Here is a 13,571-nt window from a genome sequence, read left to right on the forward strand (position 1 = left end):
AATGTAGATGAAAAAAAGAATAATACCTATTTTCGTACCACATCAAGGATGTCCTAATGATTGTATATTCTGCAATCAGAAGAAGATAACAGGGGTTTGTACTACAGTTACCCCAGAAATAGTTAGGGATATAATAGAAGAATGTCTTCCAACAATAGATGAGGATGCTGAAGTTGAAATAGCATTCTTTGGTGGAAGCTTTACTGCAATAGATATGGATATACAGAGAAGCCTTTTATCAGTTGCTAAGGAATATAAGGATAGAGGTATAGTAAAAGATATAAGAATGTCTACTAGGCCTGACTGTATAACAGATGAAATACTAGAAATGGTAAAATCTTATGGAACAACAATAATAGAGCTTGGAGTTCAGTCATTAGATGAGAGAGTTCTTTTAGACAGTATAAGAGGACATAACTCAGATGTAGTTTATAAAAGTGCTGAAATGATAAAAAAACATGGAATAAATCTAGGACTTCAGATGATGGTAGGGCTTCCTAGCGACTCTGAGGAAAAATGTTTATTTACAGCTAGAGAATTTATAAAAATGAATCCATTCTGTGTAAGAATCTACCCAACATTAGTAATAAAAGAAACTGGTCTTGAAAGACGGCTTGAATCTGGAGCATATAAACCTTTCACACTAGAAGAAAGTATAGGAATAGTTAAAAAACTACTTGTTTTATATTATATGAACAATATAAATGTAATAAGAGTTGGACTTCAAGCAACTGACGATATACAGCTAGGAAAAGATGTTATAGATGGACCTTATCATCCAGCTTTTAGAGAGCTTGTAGAATCTGAAATGATAAGAGACTATATTATGTATGTTGCGGAATCTAATAATGAAAAAAATATAACTTTAGGTGTAAATAAGAAAAATATATCTAAATGTATAGGAAATAAAAAATCTAATGTAAATTATCTAAAATCTAAGGAAATAAATTTAAAAGTTAGAGAAGAGGATATGGAAGTAGATAAATTTAGATTCTATGGAGAAAATGGATTAATAGCAGAGATTTCTGTTGATGAAATAAATAAAAAATTATTAGAAATATATGGTTTATAAAATAAATTTAGAAAGTATATTTTTAAATTATAGGATTTATTATAAAGAAAATAAAAGTAAATGCTTTATTAGAAATAAAATATATGATTTAGAAAATAGATTAAGAGAGGAGATGAGTACATGTATTTAAAAGAGCTCGAATTAAAAGGGTTCAAATCATTTCCAGAAAAAACAGATATAGTATTTAAAAATGGTATAACAGCTATAGTTGGACCAAATGGTAGTGGAAAAAGTAATATATCTGATGCTGTGAGATGGGTTTTGGGAGAACAGAGTATAAAAAGTCTGAGAGGAGATAAACTAGAGGACGTAATATTTGCTGGATCAGACAAGAAAAAACCTATGAACTACTGTGAAGTATCTCTTACTATTGATAATTCAGACGGTGAAATAGAGATAGATTTTACTGAGCTGACAATAAAAAGAAGAGCTTATAGAAATGGAGAAAGTCAGTTCTTTTTAAATGGGAAACCATGTAGATTAAAGGACATCAAGGAATTGTTCTTAGATACAGGTATAGGAAAAGACAGCTACTCTATAATAGAACAGGGAAAAGTAGATGAAATACTTAGCAATAATCCATTGGTTAGAAGAAAAGTATTTGACGAAGCCTGTGGAATAGCTAAATACAGATACAAAAAACAGGAAGCTGAAAGAAATCTTAAAAATACAGCAGAAAACTTAGAGAGAATAAACGATATTTATATAGAAATAGAAAAACAGATAAATCCATTAAAGAATCAGAAAGAAAAAGCGGAAAAATTCTTGGAAATATCTGGGAGACTTAAAGAATTAGAAATAAATAATTTTTTAAGAGAGATAAATAAAATAGATAAAGAAGCTAAGGAAATAAAAATAACACTAGAAGAGAGCGAAAAAAAGATAAATACTAGTGAAGAAAAAAATAAAGCTTTAGAAAAAGAATATGAAGATTTTAAATTAGAATCAGAAGTTATTGATGAGGAGATTGAAAAGGAAAATGAGTACTTATCTTCTCTTAAAGAGGTAATTGCACAGAAAGAGTCAGAGATAAACCTTATTACAGAAAAAAGTAATAATAAAAAGAATGATATAGAAAGAAAAAAAGACGAAATATCTAAGTTAAGCAGTTTATCTGAAAAAAATGATGAGGATAAAAAGGAAAATCTTCAAAAAATAGAAATCTTAAATGCAAAAAAAGAAGAATTAGAAGCTAACTTAGAGAAAAAAGGCTCTAAAAATAAGGAGCAGAAAGAAAATATAGACTGTCTTGAAAAAACAATAGATGAATTGAAAGATAATATGATTAAGTTATTAAATGAAAAGCAGACTATATCTAACAATGTTTCCTCTCTTGAAGCCAATAGAGATAATATGAATCAAAGATGGCAGACAATAGACGAAACAACTGATGAAAATGAAAAAAATATAAAAAATACTTCTAAGTTAATAGAAACAGAAAATGACGAATTAAAGGATATAACTTCTAAATTTGAAGATGTAGATAAAAATATATTAGGTAATGCAGAAAAAATAGAAAACTTATCTAAAGAAATATCGGATTTAGAAAAAAATATAACTGATAATAAGTACGAATTAAACGAGTTTAAATCTAAAAAGAAAATATATGTTGAAATGGAAAATCAATATGAAGGATTTAATCGAGGGGTAAAAGAAGTATTAAAAAATAAAAAATTAAAAGGAATTGATGGAGCAGTAGCACAGGTTATATCAGTTTCTGAAAAATACGAGAAGGCTATAGAATCATCTCTTGCAGCAGCTATGCAGAATATAATAACAGAAGACGAGCAGAGTGCTAAGGAAGCTATAGAATTCTTAAAGAAAACAGAGGGTGGAAGAGTTACATTCCTTCCTTTAAATGTAGTTAGCTCTAATTTAATAGATTTAAAAGATGTAAAATCAAAAGTTGAGCCAATAGGTATAGCATCTGATTTAGTAGAATTTGATGAAAAATACAGAAACATAGTAGAAAGTTTACTTGGTAAAACTGTAGTTATTGAGGATATAGATCAGGCAATACAGTTTGCAAGGGATACAAAGTATAAGTTGAAAATAGCTACTCTTGATGGAGAAATACTAAAACCTGGTGGATCAATAACTGGTGGTAGTATAAAAAATAGTGGCAATCTATTATCTAGAAAGAGAATTATAAGTGAGTACTCAGAAAAGATAGATATGCTTTCTGAAAGTATAGAGAAGGAAGAGTCAAGCCTTAAATCTTTAAAAGAAGATAAAACTAATTTATACACTGAAAAAGATAAGCTAGTATCTGAAAAGAACTCTATAGAAAAAGATATTCTTCTAAAAAAAGCAGAGATAAAAAAATTAGAGGAAAAAATTGTAGAATATAAGACTAATATAGAAAAATTAGAAAGAGAAAAGGAAAGTATTAGCTCTAATATGGAATATACTATATCTAAATTAAATTCTGCAAATAAAGAAATTGAGGAAATAGATAAAAAATCCGAAAAATCTAGGGAAGAAGTTGAAAAATTAAATAGAGAACTAGAAGAAGGTAAGAGTTTATACGACAAAGAAAGAAAAGATTTTGAAGAATTAAATATAGAGTTAGTAAATTTAAATAATGAATTAAAATCTTTAGACTCTAATACTAATAGGATTTCTATGGAAAATGAAAATACTGTTATAAAAATAGAAGGTATGAAAAAAGAAATAGAATCGGATTTAAAAGATGTAGGAGAATTTGAAGAAAGGATAAAAGCTGAAGAAGTAGAAAAGGCTAATGTCCAAAAGGAACATCTTGAAGCTAGTAGAATATTAGAGGATAAGAGAATAAAAAGAGCTGAATTAAAAAATGCTATAGATGAAAAAACAAAAGAAATAAAAAGAAATGAAAGAGAAGTTTCTGAGTTTAAAGAAGAGCTATACAAGATTAATTCTAAGCTAGAAAGATTTAAATCTAATAGAGAAAATTATTTAAATAAGATATTTGAACAATATGATATGACATTTATGCAGGCATCAGAGCTTAGAAATGATGAGCTTCAGATAAGTAAAAAAGAAATAGAAACTTTAAAAAGAGAAAAAAGAAGTATTGGAAGTGTCAATTTAGATTCTATAGAAGAATATAAGGAAACTAAGGAAAGATACGACCTTTATAGTAGTCAAAAGGCGGATTTAGAAGAATCTATTTCTGGAATAACTAAGCTTATAAAAGAATTAGAGCATAATATGAAAATAGAATTTGTTGAAAAATTTGAAGAGATTTCAAATAATTTTAAAGAAGTTTATAAAAAATTATTTGGTGGAGGAACAGGAGCGTTGACTATAGCTGATAAGGAAAATATCCTAGAAAGCGATATAATCATAACAGCTCAGCCACCAGGTAAGAAAATGAAAAATATAAATCTTCTATCAGGTGGGGAAAAGGCACTTACAGCAATATGTATATTATTTGCTATAATTATTTCTCGACCTACACCATTCTGTATACTAGACGAAATCGAGGCACCTCTTGATGATATAAACGTATATAGATTTGGAGAATTTTTAAAAGAATTATCGCAGGATACCCAGTTCATAGCTGTTACACATAGAAGAGGTACTATGGAAGCAGCAGAATATATTTACGGGGTTACAATGCAGGAAAGAGCAATATCAAAAATAATAAGTCTAAAACTTCAAGAGGCAGAAAAATTTGCAGGTCTTATATAAAGTTTTGGAGATTGGAGGCGGAAATTTGTTTAAGAAGTTATTTGGTTTTGGAAAGAAAAAAGAGGAAACTAATGTAGAAGAGGTGGTTTCTAAGGAAGAATTAGAAGAAGTTAAGGAATCTGAATTAGAAAAAGAAGATGTTAAAGAAAATGATGAGAGATTTTTAGAAACATTAGAGTCAGAAAAAGAAGAAGAAGCAAAGGTAGAGGTTAAAGATGATTTATCTGTTGAAACTGATGTTGAACCAGAAGTATCAGAAGATAATGAATCAAAAGCAAGTGAATGCGAAGAGATAAATGCTGTTTTAGATGAAGAAGGTGTTTCTATATTTGAGGAAACTGTTGCAGAAGTAGAAGCAAAGCCTGAAAAAGAGGAAGTTTCTGAAATTGCGGAAGAGGTAGAAATAGAGGAAATAGAATCCACTGAAGAAGCAGAAGTTATAGAGGAAACAGAGGTTATAGAAGAAATAGAAGTTGTGGAAGAACCTAATGAAGGTAGAGAAAAACCTGCTGCTAAAAAAGAAGGTTTATTTGCTAGATTAAAACGGGGACTTACAAAAGCTAAACAGGGAATAACTGATAGAATTGATGAGGTTTTAAAATCTTATACAAGTGTAGATGAAGAGTTATTCGAGGATTTAGAGGAAGTTCTTATAACAGCAGATGTTGGTGTTAATACTACTATGCAGATAATAGACGATTTAAATGATAGAGTTAGAAGCAAAAAAATAACAGATCCAATGGCTGTTAGAGAAGAATTAAAAGAAATAGTAGAAGAAATCTTATCTAAAGGAAATTCTAAACTAGATGTTGAGCCTTCTCCAGCAATTATAATAATGGTTGGTGTAAATGGTGTTGGAAAAACAACTACAATAGGTAAGTTAGCTCTTAGATATAAATCTGAAGGAAAGAAAGTTATGCTAGCTGCAGCGGATACATTCAGAGCAGCTGCTACAGAACAACTTGATATATGGGCTAAGAGAACTAATACAGAAATAGTAAAACATCATGAAGGTGCAGATCCAGGTGCTGTTGTATTCGATGCAATAAAAGCAGCAAAAGCAAGAAAGACAGATGTGCTTATATGCGATACTGCAGGTAGACTTCATAACAAAGCTAACTTAATGAATGAGTTAGGTAAGATATTCAAAATAATAGATAAAGAATTCCCAGAAGCTAAGAAGGAAGTACTTTTAGTTGTAGATGCTACTACAGGACAGAATGCAGTAGTTCAGGCTAAGAGCTTCAAAGAAGTTGCAGATATAACAGGAATAGTTCTTACTAAACTAGACGGAACTGCAAAAGGTGGGGTTGTACTAGCTGTTAAATCAGAGGTAGATGTTCCTGTAAAATTAATAGGTGTTGGAGAAAAAGCAGAAGATCTTCAAGATTTCGATGCTAGAGAATTTACAGCAGCTTTATTTGGGAATTAATATAAGTTACAAATAAAAGATATTAAATAAAAATAGTACTTAAATGTCAAAATTTCAATAAAAACCGTTGACAAGAGAGGTCTTATAATATAAAATACAATAGTAGTGTAAAGTACTTAACCTTTACAGATACAAAAATCATAAAAAATGGTTTGTATTTAATAATTATAAGACCTTATTCGTGAACTTAATAATTATTCAGGAAGTGACAAAATGAATTTGGAGAAGATGATAGAAGTTGGACAACTGTTCGAGGTTTACAAAAACCTTCTTACAGACAAGCAAAAGGAAATAGTTTCTCTTTATTATGAAGAAGATTATTCCCTAGGAGAAATAAGTGAAAATCTAAATGTATCGAGACAGGGTGTGTACGATACACTTAAAAGAGCTGAGAAAGTAATGAAAGATTATGAACAGAAACTTCATCTTTTGTCAGAACTTCAGAAAAAAGATGAAACTGTAAAGAAAATGATAGAAAAAATTGTTGACTTTAAACAAGATTTATTGCACAATATAGATTGTGTCGATTTAATCCCTAAGCTAGATGAAATAGAAGACTTATGTAGGGGGATGATAGAATGATATTTGAAGGATTATCTGATAAATTACAAAATGCTTTTGGTAAGCTTAGATCAAAAGGTAAACTTACTGAAAAAGATGTAAAAGATGCAATGAGAGAGGTTAAATTAGCTTTATTAGAAGCCGATGTTAACTTCAAAGTAGTAAAAGAATTTATTAAGAAAGTTCAAGAAAGATGTGTTGGACAGGAAGTTATGAAAAGTCTTACTCCTGGACAACATGTAATAAAAATAGTCAATGAAGAGCTTACTGCCTTAATGGGAGATGTTCAGAGTAAGATAATGATAGCATCAAAACCGCCTACAGTAGTTATGATGGTTGGTTTACAAGGGGCAGGTAAAACTACTACAGCAGGTAAATTAGGTGGATACTTTAAGAAACAAGGTAAAAAACCTTTATTAATCGCTTGTGACGTATATAGACCAGCAGCGATAAAACAGTTACAGGTTGTAGGAGAAAAGCTAGATATACCGGTATTTGCTATGGGAGATAAAGAAAATCCAGTAAATATAGCAAAAGCAGGTCTAAGTCATGCTCAGAAAAATGGAAATGACTTAGTTATAATAGATACAGCTGGTAGACTTCATGTTGACGAAGTTCTTATGGAAGAACTTAAAAACATAAAATCAGAAGTAAAACCTCATGAAATTCTTCTTACTGTCGATGCCATGACAGGACAGGATGCAGTAAATGTTGCTGAAAGTTTTAACGAGGCATTAGGTATAGATGGAGTAGTACTTACTAAGTTAGATGGTGATACAAGAGGTGGTGCAGCGCTATCAATAAGAGCTGTAACAAAGAAACCTATTAAATTTATAGGTATGGGTGAAAAATTAGATGATTTAGAACCTTTCCACCCAGATAGAATGGCATCGAGAATACTTGGTATGGGCGATGTTTTAAGTCTGATTGAAAAAGCTCAGGAAACAGTAGATTTAGAAAAAGCCAAAGAGCTTGAACAGAAAATGAGAAAACAGGAATTTGACTTTGAAGATTTACTAGATCAGTTTGAGCAGCTTAAAAAAATGGGTTCAATGGATAAGTTATTAGGCATGATGCCAGGAATGGCAAACATGAAAAATCAAATCGGCGATGTAGACTTACAGAATAACAAAGATATGAAAAGAAGTATGGCTATAATTCAGTCGATGACAGTGGAGGAAAGAAGAAATCCTTCAATATTAAATGCTTCTAGAAAGAAAAGAATAGCAAAAGGAAGCGGAACATCAGTGCAGGAAGTAAACAGATTAATAAAACAGTTAAATGAAATGAAAAAAATGATGAAGATGTTTACTGGAATGACACAAGGCAAGGGTAAAAAGAAAAGGGGCGGTTTTGCCGGATTACCTTTTTTTAAATAATAAAAAATAAAAATAGAAAAAATTTTCGGAGGTGGCTGTAATGGCAGTTAAAATAAGATTAAAAAGAATGGGAGCAAACAAAAAACCTTTCTACAGAATAGTAGTAGCAGACTCTAGAGCTCCAAGAGATGGTAAATTCATAGAAGAAATAGGATACTACAACCCAGTAGTAGAACCAAAAGTATTAAAAATAAACAACGAAAGCGCTGAAAAATGGTTAGCTACAGGTGCTCAGCCAACAGAAACTGTTAAAAAATTATTAGAACAGAACGGTGTTAAAACTTCTAAATAATAAACGGGAGATGTAAAACTATGATAAAAGAGCTAGTTGTAGATATAGCTAAGGCTCTAGTTGATAACCCAGATGAAGTAGTAGTAAGTGTTTCAGAAGAAAAGGATGAAATAATCCTAAAACTTACTGTTGCTCCAGACGATATGGGAAAGGTTATCGGAAAACAGGGAAGAATAGCAAAAGCTATCAGAACTGTAGTTAGATCCGTTGCAAATAAAGAGAAAATAAAAGTATCTCTTGAAATAGTATAAGTTGGATTAGGTCTTATGGCCTAATCCTTTTTAATAACCTTTTATAATAGCAAAACAAACTAGAACTTACAAAAAGATTAAGGTGGATATTATGGCAAAAAAAGTAACTCATTTTAAGGTTGGTAAAATAGTAAAAACACAGGGCCTAAAAGGTGATGTAAGAGTTTATCCTACAACAGACGATATATATAGATTTGATTTTCTTGAAGAATTTTATCTAGGAAAAGATAGAGAAAATCCTTGGGAAGTTGAAGATGTTAGATATAAGGGCAACCTTGTCATAATGAAAATAAAAGGAATAGATAGGGTTGAAGAGGCTGAAAAGCTTGTAGGAAAAGATATATATGTATCTAGAGATGAGTCATTTGAGCTTGAAGAAGGAGAATTCTTTATAGCTGATATGATTGGTATGGATGTATATACTGTTTCAGGCGAAAAAGTAGGTGTTTTAAAAGAAGTACTTCAGTATTCAGCTAATGATGTTTATGTTATAAAAAATGAAGAAGGAAAAGAATATCTTATACCGGCTGTTATGAAATTTGTACCTGAAATAGACATAGAAGAAGGTAAAATGATAATAGACCCTATAAAAGGTATGCTTGACGACTAGGTGATTGATATGAGATTTCACATAATGACTCTATTTCCCGAAATATTTAACTCTTATATGAATGAAAGTATAATGAAAAGAGCTATAGAAAAAGGGATAATAGATTGTAAAGTATATAATATAAGAGATTTTTCTGAGAATAAACATAAAAAAGTAGATGATTATCCTTTTGGTGGAGGAGCAGGAATGGTAATGACTCCTCAGCCTATAATAGATACATACAGACATATAGTAGAAACAAATAAAATTGAAAACCCTAGGGTAATATATCTTACTCCAAAGGGTAAAGTACATTGTCAGGAAATAGCAAAAAAATTATCTGTAGGGGAGGATGTAATCCTTCTTTGTGGACATTATGAAGGGATAGATCAGAGAGTAATAGACATGATTGTTACAGACGAAATATCTATAGGAGATTATGTTCTTACAGGTGGAGAATTGGCTGCATTAGTAGTTATAGATTCTATTTCTAGACTTATTCCAGGAGTTCTTGGGCAGAATGAATCTTTTGAAGATGAATCTTTTGAAAATAATCTATTAGAATATCCTCAGTACACCAGACCTAGAGTATATGAGGGAATGGAAGTACCAGAAGTTCTTCTTTCTGGAAACCATAAGAAAATAGATGAATGGAGAAGAGAGGAATCTATAAAGATAACTAAGGAAAGAAGACCAGATCTTTTGGACAAAAAATAGTGAAAAAAATCTTGTAAATTGATTTTTTTTATAGTATAATATAACTTGTTGAAAATACGGGCGTTCCTCTGTGCACCGGTCAAGCATTAATGAACGTCTATGAACTTAGGAGGAAATATGAACGAAATAATAAGAGCAATCGAAAACGAACAGTTAAAAAATGAAGTTCCTAACTTTGGACCTGGGGACACAGTAAAAGTACACGTTAAAATCGTGGAAGGTAAAAGAGAAAGAATACAGGTATTCGAAGGTGTAGTATTAAAAAGACAGGGTGGAGGAGCTAGAGAAACTTTCACTGTTAGAAAAATGTCTTTCAACTGCGGTGTAGAAAGAACTTTCCCAGTACATTCACCAAAAGTAGAAAAAATAGAAGTAACTAGAAGAGGTAAAGTAAGAAGAGCTAAACTAGGATACTTAAGATCTAGAGTTGGTAAAGCTGCTAAAGTTAAAGAAGCAAAAGGATACAAATAAGATCTGATTTAATATGAGAGAACAGGGACTGATACACTATCAGTCCTTTTTCTATAATTTGGAAAAATAATAATTAAAATAAATAATTATTTTAGTAAAGGAGGAAGAAATAATGAGCGATAAAGAATATGATTACCTAAGAGACGATAATCTTAATATAAACTGGTATCCAGGGCATATGAAAAAGACTAAGGATCTGATGAAAGCCAATCTAAAACTTGTTGACGTTGTTGTAGAGCTTTTGGATTCAAGAATACCATATAGTAGTAAAAACCCTGATATAGATACTTTAATGGCTGGAAAACCAAGAGTAGTGCTTCTAAATAAGAGCGACATATCTGATAGAGCAAAATTAAATAAATGGATAAACTACTATAAAGAACAGGGAATAAAAGCCATTCCTATAGATGCTATGAAGGGTACAGGAGTTAATAGAATAGTTGACGAATGTAAAAATGCTGTAAAAGATAAAATGGATTCTCTAAAAGAAAAGGGAAGAAAAGAACGTGCTATAAGAATAATGATAGTAGGTGTTCCTAATGTTGGAAAATCTTCTTTAATAAACAAACTTACTGGTAGAAGAAGTACACAGACAGGAGATAGACCTGGTGTAACTAAAGGAAAACAGTGGGTTAAACTTAGAGGAAACTTAGAGCTACTAGATACTCCAGGTATATTATGGCCTAAGTTTGAAGATCAGGATGTAGCATTAAACCTAGCATTTACAAGAGCTATAAAAGACGAAATACTAGATGTAGAGACATTAGCGCTTAGATTAATAGAAAAACTTATGGTAATAGAACCAGAAAAATTAGCTGCTAGATATAAATTAGAAGAGCTTGGTGAGTCAGGAATAGAAACTATGGACATGATAGCTCAGAAGAGAGGATTTATAACAGGTAGAAAAGAAATAGACTACACTAGAACAGCTACAACAGTTCTTAATGAATTTAGAACTGGTAAATTAGGAAATATAACATTAGAGGTTCCTGAAGATATAAAATAAATAAGAATATTATATTATAAATATTTGTAGAGAGTATAAAGGATAAAAAAATATCCATTGATACTCTCTATTTTTTTGTAAAATATTTTAGATGATTTATATTTTTAATGTATAAAATACATATATTTGAACTAAATTTTTTGTAAAAAATATTGATTTTTTCTTAACCAGAGAATTGAATTTTCTGAAAAAATTATACTAATCTAAATTGAAGAGATAATTTGTATAAGTATAAATTGTTACAAAAATATAAAAAATAATAGGCAATTTAAAAAAGAAAGTAATGATTAAAAAGAAAGTAAACTAACTATTTTATTTACTACTATATAAAAATATAAATATATAAGTCTGAAAAGTAGTAATTTCAACAAATTGAAAATTCTATAGTTTATATGAATAAATATATAGAAAAACTTTTATAAAAAGCTAAATATGAAATTTTATTTTTATAGATAAAAAATACACAAAAAAATTAAGTTTAAATTTTTTGTTGAAATAAAAACTGATAATAATTTTGACAAAATAGAAACAATATTTCAAGATTATTCAGAAGTGTGTAAAAATTTAGAAAAAATATGTTGACATAGAAAGAAATGAAATATAAAATTAAATTTATAAAGGGAAATGAAAACATGAACAAAGGGAAAATGTTTTCTGGTTATTTTTAAGTCTTATATTTTGGGGAGGAAAAGTTTATGATTCAGCAGAAAGGTAGTTTCAAAGACGTTATAGTATTTGGATTCGCGTTATTCGCAATGTTCTTCGGAGCAGGGAACTTAATATTCCCACCTTATTTAGGTATAATAACTGGGCCAGAATGGTTAACAGGATTTGCAGGGTTCACATTTGCAGATGCAGGTTTAGCACTTCTAGCAGTTATGGCAACAGCTAAATACGATGGTGATATAATAGCATTATTTAGAAGAGCAGGTGGAAAACTTGCGATAGTTCTTGGATGTGCAGATATACTTTGTATAGGGCCATTCTTAGCGATACCAAGAACAGGTGCAACAACTTATGAAATGGGTATAATGCCACTATTAGGAAACACTATTCCAATAGCAGTATTTGCAGCTATATTCTTTATAATAACTTATGTATTAACAATAAAACCTTCAAAGGTTGTAGATATAGTAGGACGGGTTCTTACACCAGCATTATTAATAGCATTAGCAGTTATAATAGTAAAAGGTGTTGTATCACCACTTGGACCAGTAGTAGATGAACCAATGATAGAAGGTGTTGTAGCAGAAGGTATAGCACAGGGTTATCAGACAATGGATGCTTTTGCAGCAATAGCACTTGCATCAGTTCTTATAGTATCTCTTAATGAAAAAGGATACAATACAGTTGGCGATAAATTAAAAGCTATAATGAAATCAGGAGTTTTAGCTTGTGTAGGTCTAGCTTTAGTATACGGTGGTCTTTGCTTCTTAGGAGCAACAGTTTCTACTATGTATGGTGTAGATGCTCAGCAGTCTCAGGTTATAGTTAATATAACAGAAGGTCTTTTAGGTCAGACTGGTAAAATGATACTTGCAGTATGTGTTTCACTAGCTTGTTTAACAACTTCAATAGGTCTTACTTCTGCAACAGGTCAGTTCTTTGAAAAGCTATCTGGTGGAAAATTAAAATACAAAACAGTAGTACTAGCTGTATGTATATTCTCAGCTTGTATGGCATCTATAGGTGTTGGTGGAATAATAAAAGTTGCATCACCAGTACTAAGTATAGTTTACCCACCTACAATAGTATTAGTAATACTTGCATTCTTCACTGAAAAAATACAGAATGACAATGTATACAAATTTGCAGTATATACTTCTTTAATAGTAAGTATATTAACAGTAGTTCAGAGCTACGGTGTAGCAATGCCATTCCTTGACTACCTACCATTAAAAGAATTTGGATTTAACTGGGTAGTGCCTGTAATAGTAGCAGGATTAATAGGACACTTTGTTCCAGGGAAAAACTCTGAATTAGAAACAAGATAAGTTTAAAGTTGTAATAAGAAACGATCTATAATGAAATAAAAAAATAATATGAAGATGAAATATAAAAAATAATAAAATAATATAAAATAATTTATAAAGCCGAGAAATTGTTTAAAAATTTCTCGGTTTTTT

At 30.4% G+C, this 13,571-nt stretch carries 12 protein-coding genes; all 12 read left to right on the forward strand.

Annotation, left to right across the window (positions count from 1 at the left end):
• Window positions 1–7 precede the first annotated feature (7 nt).
• The 12 genes from ACK2WO_RS05885 (at window position 8) to brnQ (ending at window position 13,439) form a co-directional block, all read left to right on the forward strand.
• Window positions 8–1,072, forward strand: a complete 1,065-nt coding sequence (locus tag ACK2WO_RS05885) for an elongator complex protein 3 (protein WP_414698712.1) — start codon at window positions 8–10, stop codon at window positions 1,070–1,072.
• 120 nt (window positions 1,073–1,192) lie between these two features.
• Complete coding sequence (gene smc, locus ACK2WO_RS05890; protein ID WP_414698713.1) at window positions 1,193–4,747, forward strand: chromosome segregation protein SMC; 3,555 nt, start codon at window positions 1,193–1,195, stop codon at window positions 4,745–4,747.
• 25 nt (window positions 4,748–4,772) lie between these two features.
• Window positions 4,773–6,179, forward strand: coding sequence for a signal recognition particle-docking protein FtsY (ftsY, locus tag ACK2WO_RS05895; protein WP_414698714.1), 1,407 nt, complete (start codon window positions 4,773–4,775; stop codon window positions 6,177–6,179).
• Window positions 6,180–6,392: 213 nt separating this feature from the next.
• Window positions 6,393–6,761 (forward strand): YlxM family DNA-binding protein, encoded by a 369-nt coding sequence (gene ylxM, locus ACK2WO_RS05900; protein WP_178411974.1) that lies wholly within the window; start codon window positions 6,393–6,395, stop codon window positions 6,759–6,761.
• The gene (ffh, locus tag ACK2WO_RS05905; RefSeq protein WP_178411975.1) at window positions 6,758–8,119 is read left to right on the forward strand and encodes a signal recognition particle protein; all 1,362 of its coding nucleotides are present in this window, start codon (window positions 6,758–6,760) and stop codon (window positions 8,117–8,119) included. Before ylxM ends, ffh begins: the two co-directional genes overlap by 4 nt.
• A gap of 40 nt (window positions 8,120–8,159) precedes the next feature.
• Entirely contained in the window at window positions 8,160–8,411 is a 252-nt protein-coding gene (gene rpsP, locus ACK2WO_RS05910; RefSeq protein ID WP_040410420.1) for a 30S ribosomal protein S16, read from the forward strand.
• A 23-nt stretch (window positions 8,412–8,434) separates the two neighbouring features.
• Entirely contained in the window at window positions 8,435–8,662 is a 228-nt protein-coding gene (locus ACK2WO_RS05915) for a KH domain-containing protein (protein ID WP_040410536.1), read from the forward strand.
• Window positions 8,663–8,753: 91 nt separating this feature from the next.
• The gene (gene rimM, locus ACK2WO_RS05920) at window positions 8,754–9,272 is read left to right on the forward strand and encodes a ribosome maturation factor RimM (protein ID WP_414698715.1); all 519 of its coding nucleotides are present in this window, start codon (window positions 8,754–8,756) and stop codon (window positions 9,270–9,272) included.
• Between the two features lie 9 nt (window positions 9,273–9,281).
• Window positions 9,282–9,968, forward strand: a complete 687-nt coding sequence (gene trmD / locus ACK2WO_RS05925; RefSeq protein WP_178411977.1) for a tRNA (guanosine(37)-N1)-methyltransferase TrmD — start codon at window positions 9,282–9,284, stop codon at window positions 9,966–9,968.
• A gap of 117 nt (window positions 9,969–10,085) precedes the next feature.
• Complete coding sequence (gene rplS / locus ACK2WO_RS05930) at window positions 10,086–10,439, forward strand: 50S ribosomal protein L19 (protein ID WP_040410422.1); 354 nt, start codon at window positions 10,086–10,088, stop codon at window positions 10,437–10,439.
• 112 nt (window positions 10,440–10,551) lie between these two features.
• On the forward strand, window positions 10,552–11,445 hold the full coding sequence (gene ylqF, locus ACK2WO_RS05935) for a ribosome biogenesis GTPase YlqF (RefSeq protein ID WP_270839175.1): 894 nt from the start codon (window positions 10,552–10,554) through the stop codon (window positions 11,443–11,445).
• A gap of 695 nt (window positions 11,446–12,140) precedes the next feature.
• Entirely contained in the window at window positions 12,141–13,439 is a 1,299-nt protein-coding gene (gene brnQ / locus ACK2WO_RS05940; RefSeq protein WP_414698716.1) for a branched-chain amino acid transport system II carrier protein, read from the forward strand.
• Window positions 13,440–13,571 lie beyond the last annotated feature (132 nt).

Source organism: Peptacetobacter sp. AB845 (genome assembly GCF_047528295.1).
In the GTDB taxonomy this organism is placed as follows: Bacteria; Bacillota; Clostridia; order Peptostreptococcales; family Peptostreptococcaceae; genus Peptacetobacter.